24 protein-coding genes are annotated in these 23,218 nt (G+C 71.1%); 10 read left to right on the top strand and 14 right to left on the bottom strand.

Annotation, left to right across the window (positions count from 1 at the left end; all coding sequences use genetic code 11):
* Positions 1–25: 25 nt before the first annotated feature.
* A complete protein-coding gene (locus tag VGR32_RS02820) occupies positions 26–1,648 on the bottom strand; it encodes a serine hydrolase (RefSeq protein ID WP_327447833.1) in 1,623 nt (540 codons plus the stop codon).
* 199 nt (positions 1,649–1,847) lie between these two features.
* On the opposite strand from VGR32_RS02820, the gene clpB reads away from it, so the two are divergent.
* Positions 1,848–4,436 (top strand): ATP-dependent chaperone ClpB, encoded by a 2,589-nt coding sequence (gene clpB, locus VGR32_RS02815; RefSeq protein ID WP_327447831.1) that lies wholly within the window; start codon positions 1,848–1,850, stop codon positions 4,434–4,436.
* Between the two features lie 19 nt (positions 4,437–4,455).
* Here clpB and VGR32_RS02810 read toward each other — a convergent pair whose 3' ends face one another.
* Positions 4,456–5,193: a hypothetical protein gene (locus tag VGR32_RS02810; protein WP_327447829.1), complete on the bottom strand. Its 738-nt coding sequence runs from the start codon at positions 5,191–5,193 to the stop codon at positions 4,456–4,458.
* 127 nt (positions 5,194–5,320) lie between these two features.
* Between VGR32_RS02810 and VGR32_RS02805 the strand changes: the two genes are divergently transcribed.
* The 3 genes from VGR32_RS02805 (at position 5,321) to VGR32_RS02795 (ending at position 7,562) form a co-directional block, all read left to right on the top strand.
* Positions 5,321–5,914, top strand: a complete 594-nt coding sequence (locus tag VGR32_RS02805) for an SOS response-associated peptidase family protein (RefSeq protein ID WP_327447827.1) — start codon at positions 5,321–5,323, stop codon at positions 5,912–5,914.
* A 103-nt stretch (positions 5,915–6,017) separates the two neighbouring features.
* Entirely contained in the window at positions 6,018–6,743 is a 726-nt protein-coding gene (gene phbB / locus VGR32_RS02800) for an acetoacetyl-CoA reductase (protein ID WP_125256116.1), read from the top strand.
* A gap of 48 nt (positions 6,744–6,791) precedes the next feature.
* Positions 6,792–7,562: a DUF4908 domain-containing protein gene (locus VGR32_RS02795; protein ID WP_327447823.1), complete on the top strand. Its 771-nt coding sequence runs from the start codon at positions 6,792–6,794 to the stop codon at positions 7,560–7,562.
* 6 nt (positions 7,563–7,568) lie between these two features.
* Here the strand turns inward: VGR32_RS02795 and gloB are convergent, their stop codons facing one another.
* Positions 7,569–8,297 (bottom strand): hydroxyacylglutathione hydrolase, encoded by a 729-nt coding sequence (gene gloB / locus VGR32_RS02790; RefSeq protein WP_327447821.1) that lies wholly within the window; start codon positions 8,295–8,297, stop codon positions 7,569–7,571.
* Positions 8,298–8,342: 45 nt separating this feature from the next.
* On the opposite strand from gloB, the gene VGR32_RS02785 reads away from it, so the two are divergent.
* The 5 genes from VGR32_RS02785 to VGR32_RS02765 all read left to right on the top strand — a co-directional run bounded on the left by VGR32_RS02785 (position 8,343) and on the right by VGR32_RS02765 (position 12,960).
* Positions 8,343–9,095 (top strand): methyltransferase domain-containing protein, encoded by a 753-nt coding sequence (locus VGR32_RS02785; RefSeq protein WP_327447819.1) that lies wholly within the window; start codon positions 8,343–8,345, stop codon positions 9,093–9,095.
* A gap of 11 nt (positions 9,096–9,106) precedes the next feature.
* Positions 9,107–9,619: a SixA phosphatase family protein gene (locus tag VGR32_RS02780; RefSeq protein WP_327447817.1), complete on the top strand. Its 513-nt coding sequence runs from the start codon at positions 9,107–9,109 to the stop codon at positions 9,617–9,619.
* Positions 9,616–9,957: a DUF952 domain-containing protein gene (locus VGR32_RS02775; RefSeq protein ID WP_327447815.1), complete on the top strand. Its 342-nt coding sequence runs from the start codon at positions 9,616–9,618 to the stop codon at positions 9,955–9,957. Before VGR32_RS02780 ends, VGR32_RS02775 begins: the two co-directional genes overlap by 4 nt.
* Positions 9,950–10,984: a quinone-dependent dihydroorotate dehydrogenase gene (locus tag VGR32_RS02770; RefSeq protein ID WP_327447813.1), complete on the top strand. Its 1,035-nt coding sequence runs from the start codon at positions 9,950–9,952 to the stop codon at positions 10,982–10,984. The genes VGR32_RS02775 and VGR32_RS02770 overlap by 8 nt, the downstream gene beginning before the upstream one ends.
* A 65-nt stretch (positions 10,985–11,049) precedes the next feature.
* Positions 11,050–12,960, top strand: a complete 1,911-nt coding sequence (locus tag VGR32_RS02765; protein WP_327447811.1) for an ATP-binding protein — start codon at positions 11,050–11,052, stop codon at positions 12,958–12,960.
* 1 nt (position 12,961) lies between these two features.
* On the opposite strand, the gene VGR32_RS02760 is transcribed toward VGR32_RS02765, so the two are convergent.
* Complete coding sequence (locus VGR32_RS02760) at positions 12,962–13,447, bottom strand: peroxiredoxin (protein WP_327447809.1); 486 nt, start codon at positions 13,445–13,447, stop codon at positions 12,962–12,964.
* 112 nt (positions 13,448–13,559) lie between these two features.
* Between VGR32_RS02760 and VGR32_RS02755 the strand changes: the two genes are divergently transcribed.
* Positions 13,560–14,132, top strand: coding sequence for a YqgE/AlgH family protein (locus VGR32_RS02755; RefSeq protein WP_327447807.1), 573 nt, complete (start codon positions 13,560–13,562; stop codon positions 14,130–14,132).
* On the opposite strand, the gene VGR32_RS02750 is transcribed toward VGR32_RS02755, so the two are convergent.
* From VGR32_RS02750 to ctaD, 10 genes are all read right to left on the bottom strand, one after another.
* Positions 14,129–15,793: a bifunctional diguanylate cyclase/phosphodiesterase gene (locus tag VGR32_RS02750; RefSeq protein ID WP_327447805.1), complete on the bottom strand. Its 1,665-nt coding sequence runs from the start codon at positions 15,791–15,793 to the stop codon at positions 14,129–14,131. The two genes, VGR32_RS02755 and VGR32_RS02750, sit on opposite strands and share 4 nt — an antisense overlap.
* Positions 15,794–15,833: 40 nt before the next feature.
* Positions 15,834–16,409, bottom strand: a complete 576-nt coding sequence (locus VGR32_RS02745; protein WP_327447803.1) for a GNAT family protein — start codon at positions 16,407–16,409, stop codon at positions 15,834–15,836.
* Between the two features lie 38 nt (positions 16,410–16,447).
* Positions 16,448–17,668, bottom strand: coding sequence for a pitrilysin family protein (locus VGR32_RS02740; RefSeq protein ID WP_327447801.1), 1,221 nt, complete (start codon positions 17,666–17,668; stop codon positions 16,448–16,450).
* 35 nt (positions 17,669–17,703) lie between these two features.
* Positions 17,704–18,423, bottom strand: a complete 720-nt coding sequence (locus VGR32_RS02735) for an SURF1 family protein (RefSeq protein ID WP_327447799.1) — start codon at positions 18,421–18,423, stop codon at positions 17,704–17,706.
* Positions 18,413–18,784 (bottom strand): DUF983 domain-containing protein, encoded by a 372-nt coding sequence (locus VGR32_RS02730; protein WP_327447797.1) that lies wholly within the window; start codon positions 18,782–18,784, stop codon positions 18,413–18,415. Before VGR32_RS02730 ends, VGR32_RS02735 begins: the two co-directional genes overlap by 11 nt.
* 17 nt (positions 18,785–18,801) lie before the next feature.
* Complete coding sequence (locus tag VGR32_RS02725; protein WP_327447795.1) at positions 18,802–19,698, bottom strand: cytochrome c oxidase subunit 3; 897 nt, start codon at positions 19,696–19,698, stop codon at positions 18,802–18,804.
* A 74-nt stretch (positions 19,699–19,772) separates the two neighbouring features.
* The gene (locus VGR32_RS02720; protein WP_327447793.1) at positions 19,773–20,312 is read right to left on the bottom strand and encodes a cytochrome c oxidase assembly protein; all 540 of its coding nucleotides are present in this window, start codon (positions 20,310–20,312) and stop codon (positions 19,773–19,775) included.
* Positions 20,309–20,482, bottom strand: a complete 174-nt coding sequence (locus VGR32_RS02715) for a hypothetical protein (protein WP_327447791.1) — start codon at positions 20,480–20,482, stop codon at positions 20,309–20,311. The genes VGR32_RS02720 and VGR32_RS02715 overlap by 4 nt, the downstream gene beginning before the upstream one ends.
* Positions 20,473–21,477, bottom strand: a complete 1,005-nt coding sequence (locus VGR32_RS02710) for a heme o synthase (protein WP_327447789.1) — start codon at positions 21,475–21,477, stop codon at positions 20,473–20,475. The genes VGR32_RS02715 and VGR32_RS02710 overlap by 10 nt, the downstream gene beginning before the upstream one ends.
* A gap of 75 nt (positions 21,478–21,552) precedes the next feature.
* Positions 21,553–23,211, bottom strand: a complete 1,659-nt coding sequence (gene ctaD, locus VGR32_RS02705) for a cytochrome c oxidase subunit I (RefSeq protein WP_327447787.1) — start codon at positions 23,209–23,211, stop codon at positions 21,553–21,555.
* Between the last annotated feature and the right edge of the window lie 7 nt (positions 23,212–23,218).

The raw sequence follows: 23,218 nt of genomic DNA, 5'->3' as shown, positions 1-23,218 counted from the left end.
CGACACCGCCGCGGCGTGACGCGCCCTAGACGCGCGTCAGCTTCAGGTCGTGGTAGTCATAGCTGAAGTCGGCGTCGGGACTGACGGCCTTCATCGTGGCGCGCACCGGGCGACCGTTCTCCAGTTCGAAGGTGACGAAGACGTCCTCCTCCCGTTTGTCGGGGAAGCGGGTGCGGAAGGTCTCGCCGTCGTACGGCTCCAGCGGCCCCTTCAGCGCCGGCGAGCGGGTGAACTCCAGCCACAGCTGCACGTCGCGCGCCGTGATCTTCACGTCGCCGTACCAGGGGTCGCGCCACGTCCCGGCATAGGCGGGCTGCGGCAGCGAAGGCGGCGCGCCGGCGGCCTGTTTCGCGTCGATTTCCGCCGCGGCCGTGAGAGAGCGGGCGTTCCCCTCGGCTTCCAGCCGCTTCGAGTCCGCGATCCAGTCGAAGGCCGGCCCCAAGCGCGTCGGCCCCATGATCACGTCGGCGATGCCCGAGCGCAGGGCGCGCAGCAGGAAGCTTTCCTCGGCGTTGGAAAAGTAGCTGAAGCCGACCCTGCGCCCCGGCAGCAGCACGGTGCCGGAGATGCCGCCGGGAGAGCCGCCGCCGTGGGTGATCATGCGTTCGCCGCGATAGTCCATGATCTGCCAGCCGCTGGCGTAGGTGGCCGTCACGGCGCGGCCCGGCAGGTCGGGCGTCGGGCCGTTGGAGTTGGAGACGATGACGTTGGGTCGCCACATCTCGCGGCTCTGCGCCTCCGAGAACAGGCGCGTGCCGTCGGGCAGGGCGCCGGCCGCCAGCTGCACCGCCATCCACTTGGACCAGTCGACGGCGTTGGTCAGGAAGCCGCCCGCGGCCCCCGCTTCGGACCAGTCCCAGACCTCCTGAACGCTGTCGGCGATGCGGGTCATGGGTCCCTGATAGCGCAGCGGCGGACCGACGCGGCCATGGGGCAGGGCGCATTTCGCCGGGTCCGCGCCCCGCATCACGGGCAGGGTGTCGGCCATGCCCAGACGGTCGAGGATCCGGGTCTGGACGAACCGCTCCCACGGCATGCCCGAGGCGGCCGCGACCACCTCTCCGGCCGCGACGAACATCAGGTTGCAGTAGTGGTAGCGCGTGCGGAACTGGTCCTCGATCGGCACGTGCGGAACGGCGGCCATGATCTCGGCGCGCGTGCGGTCGCTGTTGGGCCAGAACAGCAGGTCGCCCGCGCCCAGGCCGAAGCCGATGCGGTGGCTGACCAGATCGCGCACCGTCACCAGATCGTTCAGCTCCGGCTTCGACAGGCTGAAGCCCGGCAGCCAGTCGCGCACCGGAGCGTCCCACTTCACCTTGCCCTCGTCGACCAGGATGGCCAGCGCCGCGCAGGTGACGGCCTTGGTGTTCGACGCGACCGCGAACAGGGTCCGCTCGTCCGCCGCGCCCGGCCGGTCCATCGCCTTCACGCCATAGCCGCGGGTGAGGATCGGCCGGCCGTCCTTGACCACCGCCACCGAAAGGGCGGGCTGATCGGGCCAGGCGGCCAGACACTGGCGCAAATAGGCGTCCACGGCCTCGGCCAACGCCGCGTCGTCGTTGGCGGCGTCCTGCGCCCACGAGACGGCGGGGAGGGCGGCGCCGGCCGTGGCGAACAGGGCCGACCGGCGGCTGAGACGAACGGACATGCGGCGACGCTCCCGAAGATTTCGCCGGGACGCTAGACCGGGCTCCGGCGACCGTCCACGCCGCGCCGCCTTAAGTTTGCGTCATGCACGTACGGCCTTGCGTGGCGAAACGGCCACACCCACCTGAACCGCGACCGGACGGTGCGCCGCTTGCACGTGAGGGCACGCCGTCGGCATCCGCTTCTCGAAGGGATACGCCTTGAATCTCGACCTCTATTCCGACCGCGCCAGACAGGCCGTCCAGTCGGCCCAGTCGCTGGCCCTGGCCCGCCGTCACCAGCAGTTCGCGCCCGAGCACCTGCTGAAGGTGCTGCTGGAGGAGCGTGACGGCCTGGCCCGCAACCTGATCACCGCCGCCGGCGGCGACGCGAAACGCGCCGAGGCCGACGTCGAAACCGCGCTGAAGAAGCGCGCCCAGGTCGAGGGCGGCTCGGGCCAGCTCTATCTCGACGGCGACACCGCCCGCGTCTTCAGCGCGGCCGAACAGTCCGCGAAAAAGGCCGGCGACCAGTTCGTCACCACCGAGCGCATCCTTCAGGGTCTGGCCAAGGAAGGCGGCGTGGCGAAAACCGTCCTCGCCGCCGCCGGGGTCACGCCCGACGCGCTGGACGCGGCCGTCAACGACCTCCGCAAGGGCAAGACCGCCGACAGCGCGGGGGCGGAGGACGCGTACGACGCGCTGAAGCGCTATGCCCGCGACCTGACGCTGGCCGCCGCCGACGGCAAGATCGATCCGGTCATCGGCCGGGACGAGGAGATCCGCCGCACCATCCAGGTTCTGGCCCGACGCACCAAGAACAACCCTGTCCTGATCGGCGAACCCGGCGTCGGCAAGACCGCCATCGTCGAGGGCCTGGCCCTGCGCATCGTCAACGGCGACGTTCCCGAAAGCCTGCGCGACAAGAAGGTCATGGCGCTGGACATGGGCGCCCTGATCGCCGGCGCGAAATACCGCGGCGAGTTCGAGGAACGTCTGAAGGCGGTGCTGAACGAGACGGCCGCGGCCGAGGGCCAGATCGTCCTGTTCATCGACGAGATGCACACCCTGGTCGGCGCCGGAAAGGGCGACGGCGCCATGGACGCGTCCAACCTGCTGAAGCCGGCGCTGGCCCGCGGCGAGCTGCATTGCGTCGGCGCCACCACGCTGGACGAGTACCGCAAGCACGTGGAGAAGGACGCCGCCCTGGCCCGACGCTTCCAGCCCGTCATGGTCGAGGAGCCTACGGTCGAGGACACGGTGTCGATCCTGCGCGGGCTGAAGGAGAAGTACGAGGTCCACCACGGGGTGCGCATCTCGGACTCGGCCATCGTCGCGGCCGCCACCCTGTCCAACCGCTACATCACCGACCGCTTCCTGCCGGACAAGGCCATCGACCTGGTCGACGAGGCGGCGTCGCGCGTGCGTATGGCGGTGGACTCCAAGCCCGAGGCGCTGGACGAGATCGACCGCCGGCTGGTCCAGCTGAAGATCGAGCGCGAGGCGCTGAAGAAGGAGACGGACTCCGCCAGCCGCCAGCGTCTGGACAAGCTGGAGGACGAGATCGCCGATCTGGAGGGTCAGTCCGACGACCTGACGTCCCGCTGGAAGTCGGAGAAGGAGAAGGTCGCCGGCGGCGCCCAGTTGCGCGAGACGCTGGACCGCCTGCGCGCCGAACTGGCCGCCGCCCAGCGTGCGGGCGATCTGGGCCGCGCGTCCGAGATCGCCTACGGCCAGATCCCGCAGATCGAGAAGTCGCTTGCCGAGGCGGAGGCGAACGAGGCCGACGCGTCCGGCCCCCTGACGCCCGAGGTCGTCGACGCCGAACAGATCGCGGCGGTGGTCAGCCGCTGGACCGGCGTGCCCGTCGACAAGATGCTGGAGGGCGAGCGCGAGAAGCTGCTGAAGATGGAAGACGCCCTGCGCGGCCGCGTGGTGGGTCAGGACGACGCCCTCGTCGCCGTGTCCGACGCTGTGCGCCGCGCCCGCGCCGGCCTGAACGACCCCAATCGCCCGCTGGGCAGCTTCCTGTTCCTGGGCCCGACGGGCGTGGGCAAGACCGAGCTGACCAAGGCGCTGGCCGCCTTCCTGTTCGACGACGAGGCGGCCATCACCCGCATCGACATGTCGGAGTACATGGAGAAGCACTCGGTCAGCCGCCTGATCGGCGCCCCGCCGGGCTACGTCGGCTACGACGAGGGCGGCGCCCTGACCGAGGCCGTGCGTCGCCGCCCCTATCAGGTCGTGCTGTTCGACGAGGTGGAGAAGGCGCACCCCGACGTCTTCAACGTGCTGCTTCAGGTGCTGGACGACGGCCGCCTGACCGACGGTCAGGGCCGGGTGATCGACTTCAAGAACACCCTGATCATTCTGACCTCGAACCTGGGTTCAGGCGTGCTGGCCGACCAGGCCGAGGGAGAAGACGTCGAGGCCGTGCGCCCCGTCGTCATGGAGGCCGTCCGCGCCCACTTCCGCCCTGAGTTTCTGAACCGCATCGACGAGATCATCCTGTTCCGCCGCCTGGGCCGCGAACAGATGGGCGGCATCGTCCGCATCCAGCTGGCCCGGTTCGAGAAGCTGCTGGCCGATCGCCGCCTGACGCTTTCGCTGGATGACGCCGCCGCCGCCTGGCTCGCCGACAAGGGCTACGACCCGGTGTACGGCGCGCGGCCCCTGAAGCGCGTCATCCAGAAGGAACTGGTCGACCCGATCGCGCGGAAGCTGCTGGCGGGCGAGATCGCGGACGGGAGCGTCATCGCGGTGTCGGCGGGGGATGAGGGGTTGGAGATCGGGAAGGCGCGGGTCCACTGATCCCCCGCCGTTCCGCGTCTCAATACATCCAGCCGAACACCCCGGCGAAGCTCGCCACCGCGCGCGCCAGCGGTGCCTCCAGCGGCGTCCCCACGGCCAGCAGGGCGCCGCCCTCGACCGCGATCGACACCCCGAGCGTGACCCACCAGGCCGGGTGCACGGTACGCAGGACGACGAAGTCCCTGACCGCGCCGATCACCATGAACAGCTTGATGGAGGCCAGGGCCGCGGCGAAGGCCCAGTCGTTGAAGCCGAAGCCCGCGACCCACAGCCGCCAGGCGCCCGCCGCGATCACCGTGGCCGAGGCGCTGATCATCAGCCGTTTGTGCCACTCCGGTCGGCGCCGCCGGTTCATCAGTGCCGCGACGTAGAAGCCCAGGAACAGCACCAAGCCCGCGGTGATCGGCAGGCTGAAGGATTGCCAGAACGGCGCGCCCTGGCCCGCCAGCGCCTCCTGCACCTTGACGCTGATCACCAGAAAGCCGGTGAAGGCCATGGCTCCGACCAGGGCGACGCTGGCGATCCCCAGCGTCCGGTGGACGGAGAACGCGCGCCGCGCCAGCGTCGCCTGCACCGGCAGAAGCGCGCACCACGCCAGATAGACGATCCCGTGGGCGTGCACGGCCCAGGACACCGGCTGGTAGGTCCCGCTGGCCAACGGCCCCAGATAGGTGATGGCGAAGCCCGCGAACGCCGTCAGCGAGATCGCCAGCGCCAATGCCGGAAAGAACCAGCCGCCACGTGCCTCGATCGTCATGCCCGTCCCCCGCCCACGCAGTCAGCATGACGCAGCTTTCGTCGCCTGTCATTCGCCGAACGTCGGCTTTCGGATTGAGGGGCCGCCCCCCTTGGCCCCAGCGGCCGGGCGGCGCAGCATGTGGCCCATGTGCGCCTCCTACGAAGCGAAGTTCAGCATCCGGCAGCTGGTCGATCTGTTCACGGCGGCCCGGGCGCCGTTGAGCCTGTCGGGCGGGCTGCCCAATCTGGAGCCGGTGGAAGAGGTGCGGCCGACCGACGCCGCTTCGGCGGTGCGGGTCGTGGACGGGGCGGCGGATCTGGTCGGGATGCGCTTCGGCTTTCCGCCGCCGCCGGGCCGCAAGGGCGGGCCCGTGATCAATTTCCGCTCGGAGGGCCGCGAGATCACGAACGGCGCGCGGCAGGGCAGGGCGCTGGTCCCGGCGTCGGGATTTTATGAATTCACGGGCGACAAGTATCCCAAGACCCGCTGGAAGCTGACGGCGCCGGATGGATCACCGCTGCTGCTGGCGGCCGTCTGGCGCGCGGGTGAGGCGGGCGAGGCCTTCAGCCTGCTGACCGCCGAGCCGGGGCCGGACGTGGCGCCGTATCACACGCGGGGGGTGCTGCCCTTGCCGCCCGTAGCCTGGGCCGACTGGCTGTTCGCGCGGCGGTCAACGCAGGAGATTCTGGCCCCGCCCCCGGCCGGGACCCTGATCGCGACGGCGGCTCCGCGCGGCTGATCCGCCGAACGCCGCTTTCCGCGCAACGTCCGGCAAGCTAAAGCGTATTTCGACGGCAGGCGGCCCGTTCCAGAGGCCCCGCCACAGGGACAGGAACACGCACATGGCTCGAGTGGCACTGGTCACCGGCGGGACCCGCGGCATCGGCAAGGCGATCGTCGAGCGGCTGAAGGCCGACGGCATGGAGGTCGCCGCCGGCTATTCCGGCAACGTCGAGGCGGCCGAAGCGACCGCCCGCGAGCTGGGCGTCATGGTGGTGAAGGGCAACGTCGGCTCGTTCGAGGACTGTGAGCGCGCGGTGAAGGAGGTCGAGGACCGGCTGGGGCCGATCGACGTCCTTGTGAACAACGCCGGGATCACGCGCGACGGCTTCTTTCACAAGATGACCCACGACCAGTGGTCAGACGTCATCCGGGTCAACATGGACAGCGTGTTCAACATGACGCGCCAGGTCATCGGCGGCATGCGCGACCGCGGCTTCGGCCGTATCGTCAACATCAGCTCCATCAACGGCCAGAAGGGCCAGATCGGCCAGACCAACTACTCCGCCGCCAAGGCCGGCATGATCGGCTTCACCAAGGCGCTGGCGCTGGAGAACGCGCGCAAGGGCGTGACCGTGAACTGCATCGCGCCGGGCTACATCGACACCGAGATGGTCGGCGCCATGGACGAGAAGGTGCTCGCCGGCATCGTAGCCCAGATCCCCGTCGGGCGGCTGGGCAAGGGCGAGGAGATCGCCGACATGGTGTCGTGGCTGGCCGGCGAACGTGCCGGATATGTCACAGGCTGCACCCTGTCGCTGAACGGCGGCCAGTATCTGGTCGGCTGACGGAATCCGGCCCAAAATCCGCCGCGGCGCCCCATTCAAGTGCGGTTCATGAAGACTTCGGTGCGGCTCAGGACGGCGTGCGCGCCGCTGCTGGCCGCGACGGCGCTCGCCGTCGCGGGGCTGGCCCTGTGCGCCGACGCCGCCCAGGCCCAGAGCGGGGTGATCCTGCGCGGCGACCAGCCTGGCCGCAGCCGGGGGGCCATGCCGGCGACCGGCCGCTACGTCGCCGAAACCGGCCAGAGCTTCGTGCTGGACCGCTCCGGCCCCCGCACCCTGATGCGGTTCGAGCGCTCGAACGAGGTCTGGGTCCTGCGGCCCCAGCCGGCGCCGCGCGGCGACGTGATCCTGCGCAACGACGCCGGGGACCAGGTGCTGCGGATCACGCCCGACGGGGCCATGACGCTGTATACGGCCTCGGCGCCGCAGGGCGTGCCCGTGTCGTCCGAGGGCGCCGCCGCCCGCCTGCTGCCGCCGACGCTGACGGCCGTGCAGATGGCCAACTTCATCATCCACCAGAGCGGCCGCGCGACCAGCGCCGTCGGCCGGCTGGTGATCGTGGACATGGAGATCGGCCGGGGATCGGAGGCCGTGGCCGCCGACGCCCTGTCGACGGCCGTCGAGGCGGTGGTGCGCATGTCCCGCTCGGCCGGCCTGCGGCAGGACGCGGCGCGCGTACGGCGGATCGTCGTGACCGACACGGGCCGCCCGCGCGTGACCTTCGCCCGCGGCGTGCTGACCATCGTCATCGACCCGACCGCCGGCTATGCCGGACGCCCCTCCTCCGCGCGGATCGCGCGGGTCATCTCCGGCGTCGAATAGGCCGGCTCAGCCCGCGAAGACGTCCTTGGCCGCCCGCCGCGCCGCAAAGGTTTCGCCGTCGCCCGCGGTCAGGAAGGGATTGAAGCGCCGTTCCGTCTCCACCGTCGTGGGCACGGTCGCCGCGCCGCGTTCACGCAAGGCGGTCAGCTCCGCGACGTGAGCCGCCAGTTCGGGCCGGTCGTCGACGGAGAGGGCGAAGCGGGCGTTCGACAGGGCGTATTCGTGCGCGCCCCACAGCCGCGTCGCCCCGTCCCAGTCGGCCACCGTCGACAAACTGGTCCACATCTGCGCCGGCGTGCCTTCGAACAGGCGGCCGCAGCCCAGCGGGAAGATGACGTCGCCGACGAAGGCCTCGCCCGCGTCGCGCGCCAGAAAGACGACGTGGCCCAGGGTGTGGCCGGGCATGTCCAGCACCTCGAAGGACGTCTGGCCCAGCCGCACGCGGTCTCCGCCCGCGACGGCGCGGTCCAGCGGCGCGACACGGCGCACCTCCTCCGGGCCCACGATCTCGCAGCCGGTCGCGGCCTTGACTGCGGCGTTCCCCTGGGTGTGGTCCGGGTGCCAGTGGGTGTTCAGCAGCAGGTCCAGCCGACCCCAGCCGCTGGTTTCGAGGTCCGACAGGATCGCCGCGGCGTCGGGCGCGTCCACGGCCGCCACTTCGCCCGTGGCGCGGTCGCGCACCAGAAAGCCGTAGTTGTCGGAGAGGCAGGGAAACAGGCGCACGTCCAGGGTCATGCCGACATCCTAGCGGCGCGGGCGCGCGCGGCCTATCCTGCCGTCATGAGGCGTGGCGTCGAGGAACTTCGGGCCTTCTACGGCGAGACGGCGGGACAGGTGGTTCGCCGGCTGGTGGCCCGCCGGCTGGAGGACGCCTGGGGCGAGGCCACCGGCTGCGACGTGCTGGGTCTGGGCTATGCCGTGCCGTGGCTCGACGCCTTCGTGGGCGCGCGGCGTCAGATCGCGGCCATGCCCGGCGGGCAGGGGGCCGAGACCTGGCCGGCCGCCGGCCGCAATCGCGCGGCGCTGGTGGACGAACGCGCCCTTCCGTTCGCCGCCGGGACGTTCGACCGCGTCCTGCTTGTTCACGCGCTGGAAGAGGCCGACGCCCCGGCGCAGGTGCTGGCCGAGGCGGTGCGCGTGCTCAGCCCGACCGGCCGCATCATCCTGGCCGCCGCCGCCCGGGGCGGGCTGTGGGCGCGCGCGGACTCGACGCCATTCGGCCACGGCCGCCCTTTCACACGGCGCCAGCTGGAAGGTCTGGTGCGGCAGGTGGGGCTGGAGCCCTCGGCCTGGTCCCAGACCCTGTACGTGCCGCCGTGGCGCCCGTTGCTCAGCGCGGCCGACGGGTTTGAGGAGATCGGCCGGCGGGTGGCGCCGGGCTTCGCCGGCCTGATCCTGCTGGAGGCGACGCGTCAGGCCTATGCCCGGGTGCGGCCGTCGGGCGCGGTGGCCGCCGTGCGGGTGGAGCCGGGCCTGCAGCCGGTCCCGGCCGCGCGCGGCGCGCGTCTGGCCGCCCGGCGCGAACCGCTCTAGACGGGCGGGCCATGAACCGTCTCATTCTCATGCGGCACGCCAAGGCCGAGCGCGACTCCGCTTCGGGGCGGGACGTGGACCGGCCGCTGAGCGCCCGCGGCGTGACGGACGCCGGTCTGGTGGCGCGGGCGCTGGCGCAGCGGGGGGTCCGGCCGGACGTGGCGCTGGTCTCCTCCGCCGAACGGACGCGGCAGACTTGGGACGCGGCGCACGACGCCTTCGGGGACGTGGACGTCGTGATCGAGGCGGGCCTCTACGACGCCTCAGCCGCCGCCCTGCGCCGTGCGGTCGAGGCGCAGGAGGATCGCGCCGGTTGTCTGGCCGTGATCGCCCACAATCCGGGTGTGCACCAGCTGGCGGTCGAACTGCTGATCGAGGGCGCCGCCTCACCCGCGGCCATCGAGCGCTTCGCCACGGGCTTCCCGACCGGCGCGGCGGCCGTGTTCGCCGTCGACGCCAACGGCCGGGCCTCGCTGGAGCTGTTTCTCAGGCCGCGGGACGTCGGCGGCGGGGCCGACGCGTGAGCGCCGCCTTCAAGATCGTGGACGCGGCGGAATGGGACGCGGCGCGGGCGACCGGCGCCTATCGCGGGTCCGCGGTCGATCTGGCCGACGGCTACATCCACCTGTCCACCGCCGACCAGCTTGAGGAGACGGCGCGCCGTCACTACGCCGGACGGCGGAACCTGCGTCTGCTGGAGATCGACCTCGACCGGCTGGACGCCGTGAAGTGGGAGCCGTCCCGGGGCGGGGCCCTGTTTCCGCACCAGTACGGCGACCTGCCCGTCGGGGCCGTTCTCAACGACCGGGCGATGTCCGTGAGCGACGACGGCGTCATGACGGTGGGGACGGGCGATGCTTGAGGCGCTGGCCGCGCCCGTGTTGCGCCGGATGGATCCGGAGACGGCGCACAGGGTGGCCATCCGGGGGCTGGCCCTGCTGCCCGCGCCCCGTCCGGCCGCGCCCGATCCGATGCTGACGACGCGGCTCGCGGGCCTGACCCTGCCCAATCCGGTCGGTCTGGCCGCCGGGCTGGACAAGAACGCCGAGGCGCCGGGCGGTCTGGCCGGGCTGGGCTTCGGCTTCATCGAGGCCGGCTCCGTCACGCCGCGTCCGCAGGAGGGCAATCCGCGGCCGCGGCTGTTCCGGCTGACCGAGGACGCCGCGGTGATCAACCGCATGGGGTTCAACAACGACGGGCTGGAAGCCTTCGCCGCGCGTCTCGACCGCCGGCCGGCCGGCGTTCTGCTGGGCGCCAATCTGGGGGCCAACAAGGATTCCGAAGACCGCGCCGCCGACTACGTGGCGGGTCTGCGCCGGCTGGCCGGCAAGGCGGACTGGTTCACCATCAACGTCTCCTCGCCCAACACGCCCGGCCTCCGGGCGCTTCAGGGGCGCGACGCGCTGGATGACCTGCTGGGCCGGGTGGCCGAGGCGCGTCCGGCCGACGGGGCGCCCGTCTTCCTGAAGATCGCGCCCGATCTCGAGGAGGCTGAGATCGTCGGGATCGTGCAGGCCGCGCGGGCGTGGAAGCTGGATGGCCTGATCGTGTCCAACACGACCATCGCGCGCCCGGCCGAACTGCGGTCCGCGCATGCCGGCGAAACGGGCGGCCTGTCCGGCGCGCCATTGAAATCGCTGGCGCGTCGCGCGCTGGGCGTGGCGGTGGAGGCGGCCGAGGGTCGTCTGAGCCTGATCGCCGCGGGCGGCGTCGATTCCGGCGAGGAGGCGCTGCATCGTCTGCGCCAGGGCGCGTCGGCCGTACAGCTGTACTCCGCCCTGGTCCACCGCGGGCCCGGTCTGGTCCGGACCATCCTGTCCGACCTCAAGGCCCGCCTCCGCGCCGAGGGATTCACCACGATTTCCGAAGCGGTCGGCACGGCGCGTTGACGGGGCGTTAGGGCAGAGGCGGCATGCTGGCGGACCGGAAGTCCGCGCTTCCACGGGGAGACCGCATGCCGAACACGAGCGACGCCAGCCCCTGGGCCACGGCCGTGCGTCAGCGCCGCAAGGCGCTGCTGCAGCGGCTGGGCATGGGCGCCGCCGCCGCCTTCGTCTTCAGCCCCGTCCTGACGTGGGATTTCGCCGCCCTGTGGGTGGCGGGCTATTTCGTCGTCCAGCTGCTGGACCTGTGGATCTTCGGCCCCGTCAACGCGGGTCAGGTCGACCGCATGGGCCCGGTCCGCATGCTGGCGGCCAACGCCATGCTGGTCGGGAACGCCCTCTATTTCGGCAGTCTGTCGGTGGCGCTGTGGTTCACGGGCGGGCCCATGGGCGGCATCTGCGCCGCCATGCTGCTGTCGTCCGGGGCCATCTACGCCGTGGTCAACGCGCCGCGCTCCAACCTCGTGCTCGGGCTCTCGATCGCGCCGCAGTTCCTCTACCTGGCCGCCACGCCCTTCTTCATGCTGGCCTGGGGCGCGCCGCCGGCCTTCTGCACGGCCGTGGCCACCGGCATCGCCGTGTTCATCACCTACTGCCTGTCCATCTGGCGTCAGATGGAGCGCGCCCGGACGTCCGAGGCGGCGGCCCGACTGGACGCGGACCGCAAGCGCGAAGAGGCGGAATCGGCCATGAACAGCCGCTCGGCCTTCCTGGCCGCGGTCGGCCACGATCTGCGCACGCCGATCGGCGCCATCATGAGCGGCGCCATGGAGATCGAGCGCGCCACCGCCGACGGCGCCTCGCGAAGTCAGGCCCGGCTGATCGCCGACGCGGGCCTGATGATGAAGGCCCTGCTGGACGACCTGCTGGACCACGCCAAACTCGAGGCCGGCCGCATGACGGTCGACCTGGTCGACTTCGATCTGCGGGCCCTGACCTGCCAGACGCTGCAGCTCTGGCAGCAGCCCGTGCGCGCCAAGGGCCTGCGCCTGCGGCTGGAAGGCGCCGCCTCGCTGCCGCGCGCCGTGCGGGGCGACCCGATGCGGCTGCGTCAGATCCTGAACAACCTGATCTCCAACGCCGTCAAATTCACCCAGAGCGGCTCCGTCACCCTGCGCCTTGCGGCGTGGGAGGAGGATGGCGGAACGCACGCGGTGGTGTTCGAGATCGTCGACACCGGTCCCGGCATGACCGCGGAGCAAGTGACCCGCCTGTTCACCCCCTTTGACCAGACGGCGGACGGAGTTCAGGCCCGTCATGGCGGCACGGGGCTGGGGCTCGCGATCAGCCGTGAACTGGTCGGCCTGATGGGCGGACGCCTGACGGTGCGCAGCCGCCCCGGCGAGGGCGCCGCCTTCACGGTCGCCGTGACCTTCGCCCCGGCGACGTCCGACGTGCTGGCGGCGGCCGCCCCGGACGAGACCGGGCGGCGGGTCGTGGCGCAGGCGCTGGGCGCCCCCGCGCCGGCTCCGCAGGCGACGCCTGTCGCCGCTACAGCTCCGGTCCCCGCTGCGCCGATCGCGCCGGAACCGGAGGCTTCGGCCGACGAGCCTGCGGATGAGGACGGCCGGGCGATGCGGGTTCTGGTCGTCGACGATCACGACATCAACCGTCGCGCCGTTCAGCTGATCCTGGCCCCGCTGGGCGTGGAGGTGACCACGGCCGAGGACGGCATGGCGGCCCTGCGCGCCTGCGAGCAGGGCGAGTTCGACATGATCTTCATGGACGTCCGCATGCCGGAGCTGGACGGTCGGGAAACCACGCGTCGCCTGCGCGCCTCGGGCGGTCCGAATGCCGGCGTGCCCGTCATCGCCGTCACCGCCGACACCCGTCCGGAAGACATCGACGCCTGTCTGGGCGCCGGCATGTCCTACTTCGTGCCCAAGCCGATCACGCCGCCCGCCCTGCTGGGCGCGGTGCAGCACGTGCTCGCGGGGCTTCCGGCCGAGGCGGAGGCCCCGGCCGAGGTCGTCGCCGCCTGACCTAGAGCTGCGTCAGCAGGTGCTCGGCCGAGCTGACGCGGAATTCGCCGCCCTGCTCGACGTTCAGCTGATCCACCACGCCGTCGCGCACGATCATGGAATAGCGCTGCGAGCGCTCGCCCATGCCGAAGCCCTTGGCGTCCAGCGACAGGCCGAGCGCGCGGGTGAAGTCCCCGTTGCCGTCGGCCAGCATGACGACGTCGTCGTCGCCGACCCCCTGGCTGTCGCCCCAGGCACGCATCACGAAGGCGTCGTTGACGGAGACGCAGGCGACGGCGTCGACGCCCTTGCCCTTCAGCTCCTCGCGCTTGTCGGTGAAGCCCGGCAGATGGCGCGCCGAGCACGTCGGCGTGAAGGCGCCCGGCACGGCGAACAGGGCGACGGTCCGGCCCTTGAAGAAGTCGTCCGTCGTGACCGGCTTCGGTCCTTCCGAGGTGGCCTGCGACAGGGTCGCCGAGGGGATGCGGTCGCCGATCTGGATGGTCACGGGGCAGGCTCCGGAAGGTTCGGGTGAACGGATGCTGGCCAGATAGGCCCTCGCCCGCCCCTCGCCAACCCGCCCCTTGCGCGGCGCGGCCCGGGACCCGATCATCAGGCCCATGGACGGAGCCACATCCCTCGCCGGCCGCCTTCTGGTGGCCATGCCCGGCATCGGCGATCCCCGCTTCGAGCACGCCGTCATCCTCGTCTGCTCGCATGACGACGAACACGCCATGGGCGTGCGGCTGGACGCGCCGGCCCCGGGCGTCGACGTGGCGGAGGTCCTGAAACGCCTCGATCTGCCGCCGTCCGAAACGCCGAAGGCCCGGCCCGTGCTGGTGGGCGGGCCGGTGGACCGCGAGCGCGGCTTCGTCATCCATTCCGACGACTGGCTGTCGGCGGACTCCAGCCTGCCGTTCGGCGAGGGGCTGGCCATGACCGCCACGCGCGACGCCCTCGTCGCCATGGGGGACGCCGTCGCGGGGCCGCGGCGCGCCGTGCTGGCGCTGGGATATGCGGGCTGGGACGAGGGCCAGCTGGAAAGCGAGCTTGCCGAAAACGTCTGGCTGGTCGCAGAGGCGGAACAGGACATCATCTTCGACCTCGACCATGCATCGAAGTGGTCGCGGGCGCTGCGGCAGGTCGGGGTTTCCGAGGCGGGCACCCTGTCCGGCCAGTCGGGACGGGCCTAGGCGCTGCGCTGCTTCAGCGGCGCCGCCCCGTCGGCCAGCGACTCGTTCAGGTAGACCTCGGCCTCCTGCGCCGGCAGAGCGGGGGCGTAGCCGAAGCCCTGTCCATAGTGGCACTGGGCGTCGATCAGGCGGCGCGCCAGCCCGGCGTTCTCCACCCCCTCGGCCACGACCTCCAGCGCCAGATCACGGCCCAGCGCCACGACCGACTTCACGATCTTGGCCGAGCCCTCGTCCTTGTCCATGGTCAGGACGAACCAGCGGTCGATCTTCAGGGTGTCGAAGGGCAGCTTGGCCAGCCAGGTCAGCGACGAGAAGCCGGTCCCGAAGTCGTCCAGGGCCAGCGACGCGCCGGCGGCCTTCAGCCGGGCCAGAACCTCGGCGGCCCGGGCGGTGTCGCGCATGATGTCGCCCTCGGTCACCTCGAGCTTCAGCGCGCCCTTGGGCAGGCCATGGTCGGTGATGATGCGCGACACGTCCTCGACCAGATTGGGACGCTCGATCTCGCCGACCGAAAGATTGACGCTGCAGAACAGGTCGCCGGCCTGCGGATGGCGGCGCAGCCAGTCCGACAGCTGACGCGAGGCCCGGCTCATCATCAGCAGGCCGAGGTCGTTCATCAGGCCCATCTCGTCGGCCAGACCCAGAAACTCGTCGGGCGGGACCAGGCCGCGCGTCGGATGCCGCCAGCGCGCCAGCGCCTCGAAGCCCGCGACCGCGCCGGTGGCCAGGTTCACGATCGGCTGGAAGAACGGCTCGATCTCTCCGCGCAGGAAGGCGTTGCGCAGGTCCGCCTCCATGGCCAGCCGGCTGAGGCTGTCGCTTTCCAGCGCCCGGCCATAGGCGGCGGCGCCGCCGCGGCCCGCCGTCTTGGCCTGTTCCACGGCCAGCTCGACCCGGCGCAGCAGCTCGGACGGATCCGGCGCGTCCGGGCCGCCCTCGGCGTCGACGGCGCCGATGGACACCGTCGGATAGATGTCGAGACCCGCCAGCCGCAGCGGCTGCTCCAGCGCCTCGCGCAGGCGCGAGGCCGGGGCCCCCGCACCGCGGACGACGACCGCGAACTCGTCCTCGCCGATGCGGGCGGGCGCCGCGTCGGGTGGGAAGGCGGCCGCGAGCCGGGACCCGAGTGCCGACAGCACCATGTCGGCCCGCTCGTGGCCGAGCGCCTCGTTCAGCCGGCGCAGACGGTCGACGTCGGCGACGACCACTTCGACCGGACCCGGCCGCAGCAGGGCCTCGCCCAGACGGGCCACGAAGGCCCGGCGGTCCAGCAGGCCGGTGAGGGGATCACGGTCGGACCCGGCGAACTTCACGTCAGACGCCACCAGACCCGCGGCGCGAAGACCGTCTTCCAGCCAGACCCCGCGCCACAGGCACAGCTGACCGTCGCGCATCCGCAGCCGCAGGACGATCTCCTCGCCCTCCTCGCGCGGCTTCAGCAGGCGCTCGGCGAGAGCCCGGTCCTGCGGCAGGGTCAGGGCGACGAAGGCCGCGCCCGAGCATTCGGGCGCCAGCGCGCCGAGGCCGAGTGCGCCGGTCGCGCCCGTGAAGCGGAGTCGGTCGGAGGCGGGCGTCCACTCCCACAGCGCCGCCTCGGCGCCGGCGAGGGCCTCGATCGCCGTGGTGGCGTCCCATGCGAGCGCTCTGGAGCCTGTCTGCACGCGCCCGGGCGCTCCCCTCAAGCGGCGGGCGGCGGGGGCGTCAGCACGCCTCGTCGCGGACCCTGCCGAACAGCAGATGATCTGCCCATTCGCCGTTAATTTTGAGATAAGCGCGGGCGCGGCCTTCGGCCTCGAACCCGGCCTTTTCCAGCACCCGGCGCGAGGCGTGGTTGGTCGGCAGGCAGGCCGCTTCGACCCGGTGCAGACCCAGGTCGACGAAGGCGTGATCCACCATGGCGCGCACCGCCGCCGTGGCGAACCCCCGTCCTGCGAAGCGGCGGCCGATCCAGTAGCCCAGCGTGCCCGTCTCGGCGACGCCCCGGCGCACGTTCGACAGGGTGATGGCGCCGACCAGGCCGTCCTCGGCGAAGACGAACATGGGCCAGGCGTGGCCCTGCTCCTGCTCGCGGGCGTAGATGGACAGACGCCGGCGGTAGGCCGTGCGCGTCAGGTCGTCCTCGGGCCAGGTCGGCTCCCACGGGGTCAGGTAGTCGCGGGATTCGTCGCGCAGCGTGGCCCAGGCCGAATAGTCGGTCAGACGGGGGCTGCGCAGAAGCACGCCATGCGCGCTGAGCGCCGGTGCGGTGCGTTCGCCGATCCAGTCCAGAAGGGCCATGCCCCACAGCTAACGCGCGAGATGCCGGATCGGCAACCTCAGTCCAGGGCCTCGGCGAAGACGCGCCCCGCGCCGTGCGCCCCGACCGGCCCCAGAACGGCGGTCGCCGCCGCACCCGCGACGGCCGCCCGCGCCGCCGACCGCACGTCGTCGATCGTCTGCGCCCGCAGCCGCGCCACGGCGACGTCCGTAGGGATCGGCGCGCCGAAGATCAGCGTCTGGGCGGCGGCGCGTCCGGCGCGCGACGCCGGGCTTTCGTCCGACATCAGCAAACCGCCGGCCAGCACCGCCTTGGCGCGCGCCAGTTCGTCGGCCGTGGGCCCGTTCGTCGCCAGATCCGCCAGTTCGCGGGCGCAGACCTGCGCCAGCGCCGCGGCCCGCTCGGGCGCGCAGCCGGCGTAGATGCCCAGCAGGCCGGTTTCGGCATAGGCGTCGAACCAGGCGTCGACGGCGTAGGCCAGCCCCAGCTCCTCGCGCGCCTTCTGAAACAGGCGGGACGCCATGCCGCCGCCGAGGATTTCAGCGAGAAGCCGGGTGGCCGGAAACGCCGGGTCGGAGGTGCCGCAGGCGGGCGTCAGGAAGACGACGTTGGCCTGTTCGATGCGCCGCTTGAGGACCGCATGGCCGCCCGCGAACGTCGCGGGGGCGGGGAGAGGCGTGCGCGCCGCCGACGGGGGGGCGCCGAAGCGAAATTCGACGGCCTCCGTCAGCCGCGCCGCGTCGACGGCGCCGGAAACGGCCACCACCATCCGGTCCTGCGCATACAGGCCCGCGCGCCACGCCTCGACCGTCTCGCGCACGGCGGGCTTCAAGGCCCGCACCGAGCCCAGGATCGGCCGGCCCAGGGCCTGCCCCGGATAGGCCATCTGCTGCGCCATCTCGAAGACGTGGTCGTCCGGCGTGTCGAAAGCCTCGGCGATCTCCTGCGCCACGACGTCCTTCTCGCGCTCGATCTCGTCGGCATCCAGCGTCGGCCGCAGGACGAGGTCGGACACGACCTGCAAAGCCATGGCCAACGAGCCCTCCAGCCCGCGCACCTCGAAGGCCGTTCGCTCGTGGCCCGTGGCGGCGTTGATGTGGCCGCCCTCGCGCTCGATGCGTTCGACGATCTCACGAGAGTCCATCTCGCCCGCGCCCTTGAACACCAGATGTTCGAGGAAATGGGACCAGCCGGCGCGCGAGGGCGTCTCCCACCGCGAGCCGCCGTCGACGGTGACGGTCAGGGCGAAGGTCTTGAGCCCGGGCATGGGGTCGGCCACGACGCGAACGCCGTTGGGCAGGGTGTGCAGGTCGGTCAGGAGGCGGACTTTCTCAGGCGGCGGCGGAGCAGGGCCACATAGAAGCCCGTCAACGCGATCGCCAGTCCGAACCACGTGAGCGCATAGCCGAGGTGGTTGTTGGAGAAGGCCGCCGGCGGCGCAGAGGGCCGCAGCGCCTTCCAGTCGGGATCGGTGCTGGCGAGGGCGAACAGGACCATGGGCTGGACCTCGGCGGCACCCAGGGCCCTGCCCATCGCCGGGACGTCGCGGGCGAAGAAGCGGCCGCCTTGCGGCGCGGGCGCCAGGGGGCCGGGAGGCGGCACGCGCCGCAGCTGGGCCAGAACCGGGACGTTGCGACGGCTGTCGTCGGGCAGCGGGCCGGGGCGCGCGGAGACGGTTTCGGCGACGAAGCCCCGATCGATCAGAATGGGCGGCGTGGTCGCGTCGAACCGGCACAGCGAAACGAGACGCACGCCCGCCTCGCCGTCCTGGATCGACTGCAGCTCCACGGACGGCGCGCCGGAAAGTCGGGAGCAGGTCGCGATGACGCGGCGGAATTCCGGGTCATCGCCCCCGTCGAGGACCTCGCCCAGCGGCGCCGGCGGCGCCGCCGCAGCCGCCGCCGCCTGCGCGATCAGCGACTCCTTCCATGCCAGTCTGCGCACCTGCCACGCGCCCAGCCCGATCAGCAGCGCCAGCGCCGTCCCGCAGACGACCGTCAGCACCCAAGGGAACCGCCCGCGCTCAGTCGCCATTGCGGGCCTCCGCCGCCCGGTTGCGCATCTGCAGGGCGATCATGACGCCCTTGCCGGGCCGCATCAGGGCCAGCGAGCCGATCACCGCCAGCGGCGGCCAGACCAGCAGGTGCAGCCACATCGGCGGCGCAAGGGCGATCTCGACGGCCAGCGCCCCGAACACCACGGGGAAGCCGACGATCTGGATGATGAACACCGCCGCGCCGTCGCCGGTGTTCAGGCGCGTGAAGTCGAACCCGCAGGCCCTGCAGCGATCGACGACCTTCAGGAAGCCCTCGTACAGCGGCCCGCGCCCGCAGTTGGGGCAGCGACAAAGCAGACCGGCGCGGATCGGGTCGATCCGCGCCGGCTGAATTTCCATCCCTGCGGGACTTCGGCTCACCCGAAGGTGACGTAGACGAAGGCGAACAGGAACAGCCAGACCACGTCCACGAAGTGCCAGTACCAGGCCGCCGCCTCGAAGCCGAAATGCTTTTCGGGGCTCAGCTGACCGGCCAGCAGGCGCAGCAGGCAGACGGTCAGGAACAGGGTCCCGATCAGCACGTGGAAACCGTGGAAGCCGGTCGCCATGAAGAAGATCGAGCCATAGAGGCCGGAGTTGGCCGCTTCCTCGTTGAAGAACAGGTTCTCGTGGATGATGTGGTAGTACTCGTAGCCCTGAACGGACGTGAACAGCACGCCCAGCAGGACGGTGATCAGCAGACCCAGCCTGGCGGCCTTGCGGTCGCCCACCTGCAGGGCGTGGTGCGCCCAGGTGACCGTGGTGCCGGACAGCAGCAGGATGACGGTGTTCAGGAGCGGCAGGGCCCACGGGTCCAGCGTCTCGACGCCGCGCGGCGGCCAGACCATGCTGCCGTCGGTGTTGGCCCAGGCCGACGCGGTGTCGGCCCACAGGCCCACCTGCGGAATGGCGCCGCGAGCCTCGTTGAAGATCGCCATCTCGAAGAACATCCAGAAGAAGGCGGCGAAGAACATCACCTCCGAGGCGATGAACAGCACCATGCCGTAGCGCAGGCCGATCGACACCACGGGGGTGTGATCGCCGCGACGGCTCTCCTTGATCACGTCCGACCACCAGCCGAACATCGAGTACAGCACGCCCGCGAAGCCGGCGAAGAACAGCCACGACGTGCCTTCCGGCAGGCCGAACAGCCCCTTCATCCACGCCACGGCGCCGACCATCATCACCGTCACGGCGATGGAGGCGACCAGCGGCCACGGGCTGGGGTCGACCAGGTGGTAGTCGTGGTGCGGAGCGGCGTGGGCGTCGGCCATGGGCGTCTGTTCGTCTCTAGCGGAAACGGAGGTTCGGGGTGGCTATAGCGCCCGCCTCGCGGGGACGCCAGACCTCACCCGACGGCCGCGGGATCGAAGTCCTTCGTCGGCCAGAAGGTGTAGCTGAGGGTGATCTCGCGCACGCCACGTCCGTCGCGGTCGGTGGCCAGTTCAGGGGCGATGAAATACTGCACCGGGAAGGCGACGGTAGCGCCGGGGGCGATCACCTGCCCCTCGAAGCAGAAGCACTGCAGCTTCTGGAAATACGGGCCGGCCTTCTCGGGAACGACGTTGTAGCTGGCGGTCGCCCCGACCGGCCGGTCCGAGGTGTTGGTGACGTCGAACCACGCCATGCCGGTCTCCCCGATCCGCAGCTGCTGGCGCACCTGACGCGCCCTGAAGGTCAGCGGCAGGTCCCGGACGTTGGTGTCGAAGCGCACCATCACGGTGTCGTCGAGCACGACGTCGGAGGGTTTGTCGGCCCGCATGGTGGTGCCGTCGAACCCGGTCACGCGGCAGAACAGATCGTACAGCGGCACGGCGGCGAAGGCGGCGCCGGTCATCAGCATGACGGCTCCGGCGCAGGCCAGGGCGATCGCGTGATCCTTCCTCACCGGGCGGCCTCAGCCACCACGCCGGCGCGCGCGGCCCGGGCCTCCTCCATGTTGCGCTGCATGCGCAGGAAGGTGGTCAGGAAGACCAGAGCCATGAAGGCGACCAGGCCGCCGGCGATCCACAGGTTGCGGCGCTTGCGGGCGGCCAGTTCCTGATCGGTCAGACGCATGTGGGGCACTCCAGGCCGGCGGCGGGCAGGTGTTCGATCAGAAGGGCGGCGAACAGGGCCGTCAGCCACAGGATCGAATAGGCGAACAGGTTGCGCGCCGGTTTGGCCTCGGCGCGGACGTCGTACAATGCGGCCTCTCGCCCCACGGCCTCCGCCTTGTCGGGCTGATCGCCGGCCCGGCTGCGGAACAGCCGCCAGGCCAGCAGCAGGAACAGGGCGCCGCCCGCGACCGACACGGCCAGATAGCCGCGCCCGCCCAGGCCGACGAAGGCCGGCAGGATCGCGACGGGCACGAGGATCAGCGAATACAGCCACACCTGCAGGCGCGTGGACCTGGCTCCCTTCGCCACCGGCATCATGGGGATGCCCGCGCGGGCGTAGTCGCCGGCCGAATAGAGGGCGAGCGCCCAGCTGTGCGGCGGGGTCCACAGGAAGATGATCAGGAACATCAGCCACGCCTGCCAGGGCGCGTCTCCGGTCGCGGCGGCCCAGCCGATCACCGGCGGAAAGGCGCCGGCGGCTCCGCCGATGACGATGTTCTGGGGCGTGCGGCGCTTCAGCACGAGCGTGTAGAGGCCGGCGTAGTAGGCGATCGTCAGGGCCAGCAGGCCGGCGGCGAACCAGTTCGCGTTCATGCCGAGCAGGGTCACGGAGAACAGGCTCAACACCGCCCCGAAGGCCAGGGCGTCGTTCTTGCGGACGCGGCCCGAGGCCGTCGGACGTCCGCGGGTTCGGCGCATCAGGGCGTCGGTCTCGCTTTCCAGCGCCATGTTCAGCGCCCCGGCCGCGCCCGCGCCCACGGCGATGCACAGCACCGCGATCAGCCCCTCCCACAGACGCGGATCGCCCGGCGCCGCGAACAGGCCCGTCAGGGCCGTGAACACCACCAGCGACATCACGCGCGGCTTCAGCAGCTGGAACCACTCCTCCGGCTGCGCCGTCGACAGGGTCGGGCGCTCGGGCATGTCGGACGGCGGCGTTTCGGCTTGGGTCATAACGGTTCGGGGCCGCCCCGCCGGATCGGCGAGGCGGCCCCTCCCTTGGTCTCAATCATGTCCGCAGGGACGGGATCAGTGATGCTCGGTCGGCTTGATGACCGGCAGTTCGTTGAACTGGTGGTGCGGCGGCGGGCTGGACAGGGTCCATTCCAGCGTCGTCGCGCCCTCGCCCCACGGGTTCGGCACGCCCTTGCGGCGACGCACCGCGGCCTCGACCAGCATGATCAGGAACACGACCACGCCGACGGCGGTGATGGCGTAACCGATCGACGAGACGTAGTTCCACAGGCTGTAGGCCTCCGGATAGTCGACGTAGCGGCGCGGCATGCCCTGCAGGCCGAGGAAGTGCTGCGGGAAGAACACCAGGTTCACGCCCACGAACATGATCCAGAAGTGCGCGGCGCCGAGGAACTCGTTGTACTTCACGCCGAACATCTTCTCGAACCAGTAGTAGAAGCCCGCGAAGATGGCGAACACCGCGCCCAGCGACAGCACGTAGTGGAAGTGCGCCACGACGTAGTAGGTGTCGTGGAGGCTGTAGTCGATGCCGGCGTTCGACAGCACAACGCCGGTCACGCCGCCGACGGTGAACAGGAAGATGAAGCCCATCGCCCACAGCATGGGCGTCTTGAAGTCGATGGAGCCGCCCCACATCGTGGCGATCCAGCTGAAGATCTTCACGCCCGTGGGCACGGCGATGATCATGGTGGCCGCCACGAAGTAGGCGCGGAGGTTCACCGTCATGCCGACCGTGTACATGTGGTGCGCCCACACGATGAAGCCGATGAAGCCGATCGCCACCATGGCGTAGGCCATGGCGAGGTAGCCGAACACGGGCTTGCGGCTGAAGGTCGAGACGATGTGCGAGATCATGCCGAAGCCCGGCAGGATCAGGATGTAGACCTCCGGGTGCCCGAAGAACCAGAACAGGTGCTGGAACATCACCGGGTCGCCGCCGCCGGTCGGATCGAAGAACGACGTGCCGAAGTTGCGGTCGGTCAGCAGCATGGTGATGGCGCCGGCCAGGACCGGCAGCGACAGCAGCAGCAGGAAGGCGGTGATCAGCACCGACCACGCGAACAACGGCATGCGGTGCAGGGTCATGCCCGGCGCGCGCATGTTGAAGATGGTGGTGATGAAGTTGATCGCGCCGAGGATCGAGCTGGCGCCCGCCACGTGCAGCGAGAAGATCGCCAGGTCCATGGCCGGGCCGGTGTGGCCGGCGGTCGAGAGCGGCGGATAGATGGTCCAGCCGCCGCCGAAGCCCTGGCCCGGGCCGCCGTCGACGAACATCGACAGGCACAGCAGCACCCAGGCCGCGACCAGCAGCCAGAACGAGATGTTGTTCATGCGCGGGAAGGCCATGTCCGGCGCGCCGATCATGATCGGCACGAACCAGTTGCCGAAGCCGCCGATCATGGCCGGCATGACCATGAAGAAGATCATGATCAGGGCGTGGGCCGTGACGGTCACGTTGTAACCGTGCTTGGTCTGCTCCACGAGGCCCAGCAGGCTGATCGAGGAGTTCTCGGCGAAGATCTGCATGCCCGGGTGGGCCAGTTCCCAGCGGATCAGGCCCGACAGGGCGCCGCCGACGATCCCCGCCATGATGGCGAAGATCAGGTACAGGGTGCCGATGTCCTTGTGATTGGTGGACAGGAACCAGCGGGTGAAGAAGCCCGGCTTGTGGACGTGGTCGTCGTGACCGTGGGCTGCGGCGGCGGTGGCCATGAGGTTT

The sequence above is a fragment of the Brevundimonas sp. genome, from assembly GCF_035935935.1.
GTDB lineage: Bacteria > Pseudomonadota > Alphaproteobacteria > Caulobacterales > Caulobacteraceae > Brevundimonas.
This window is presented reverse-complemented; position numbering and strand designations above follow the sequence as displayed.

What these genes read in the sequence shown, in the direction of transcription:
- VGR32_RS02820 (WP_327447833.1), bottom strand. Translation starts at nt 1,648, where the DNA reads ATGTCCGTTCGTCTCAGCCGCCGGTCGGCCCTGTTCGCCACGGCCGGC.
- VGR32_RS02810 (WP_327447829.1), bottom strand. Translation starts at nt 5,193, where the DNA reads ATGACGATCGAGGCACGTGGCGGCTGGTTCTTTCCGGCATTGGCGCTG.
- VGR32_RS02805 (WP_327447827.1), top strand. Translation starts at nt 5,321, where the DNA reads ATGTGCGCCTCCTACGAAGCGAAGTTCAGCATCCGGCAGCTGGTCGAT.
- phbB (WP_125256116.1), top strand. Translation starts at nt 6,018, where the DNA reads ATGGCTCGAGTGGCACTGGTCACCGGCGGGACCCGCGGCATCGGCAAG.
- VGR32_RS02795 (WP_327447823.1), top strand. Translation starts at nt 6,792, where the DNA reads ATGAAGACTTCGGTGCGGCTCAGGACGGCGTGCGCGCCGCTGCTGGCC.
- gloB (WP_327447821.1), bottom strand. Translation starts at nt 8,297, where the DNA reads ATGACCCTGGACGTGCGCCTGTTTCCCTGCCTCTCCGACAACTACGGC.
- VGR32_RS02785 (WP_327447819.1), top strand. Translation starts at nt 8,343, where the DNA reads ATGAGGCGTGGCGTCGAGGAACTTCGGGCCTTCTACGGCGAGACGGCG.
- VGR32_RS02780 (WP_327447817.1), top strand. Translation starts at nt 9,107, where the DNA reads ATGAACCGTCTCATTCTCATGCGGCACGCCAAGGCCGAGCGCGACTCC.
- VGR32_RS02770 (WP_327447813.1), top strand. Translation starts at nt 9,950, where the DNA reads ATGCTTGAGGCGCTGGCCGCGCCCGTGTTGCGCCGGATGGATCCGGAG.
- VGR32_RS02765 (WP_327447811.1), top strand. Translation starts at nt 11,050, where the DNA reads ATGCCGAACACGAGCGACGCCAGCCCCTGGGCCACGGCCGTGCGTCAG.
- VGR32_RS02755 (WP_327447807.1), top strand. Translation starts at nt 13,560, where the DNA reads ATGGACGGAGCCACATCCCTCGCCGGCCGCCTTCTGGTGGCCATGCCC.
- VGR32_RS02745 (WP_327447803.1), bottom strand. Translation starts at nt 16,409, where the DNA reads ATGGCCCTTCTGGACTGGATCGGCGAACGCACCGCACCGGCGCTCAGC.
- VGR32_RS02735 (WP_327447799.1), bottom strand. Translation starts at nt 18,423, where the DNA reads ATGGCGACTGAGCGCGGGCGGTTCCCTTGGGTGCTGACGGTCGTCTGC.
- VGR32_RS02730 (WP_327447797.1), bottom strand. Translation starts at nt 18,784, where the DNA reads ATGGAAATTCAGCCGGCGCGGATCGACCCGATCCGCGCCGGTCTGCTT.
- VGR32_RS02725 (WP_327447795.1), bottom strand. Translation starts at nt 19,698, where the DNA reads ATGGCCGACGCCCACGCCGCTCCGCACCACGACTACCACCTGGTCGAC.
- VGR32_RS02715 (WP_327447791.1), bottom strand. Translation starts at nt 20,482, where the DNA reads ATGCGTCTGACCGATCAGGAACTGGCCGCCCGCAAGCGCCGCAACCTG.
- VGR32_RS02710 (WP_327447789.1), bottom strand. Translation starts at nt 21,477, where the DNA reads ATGACCCAAGCCGAAACGCCGCCGTCCGACATGCCCGAGCGCCCGACC.
- ctaD (WP_327447787.1), bottom strand. Translation starts at nt 23,211, where the DNA reads ATGGCCACCGCCGCCGCAGCCCACGGTCACGACGACCACGTCCACAAG.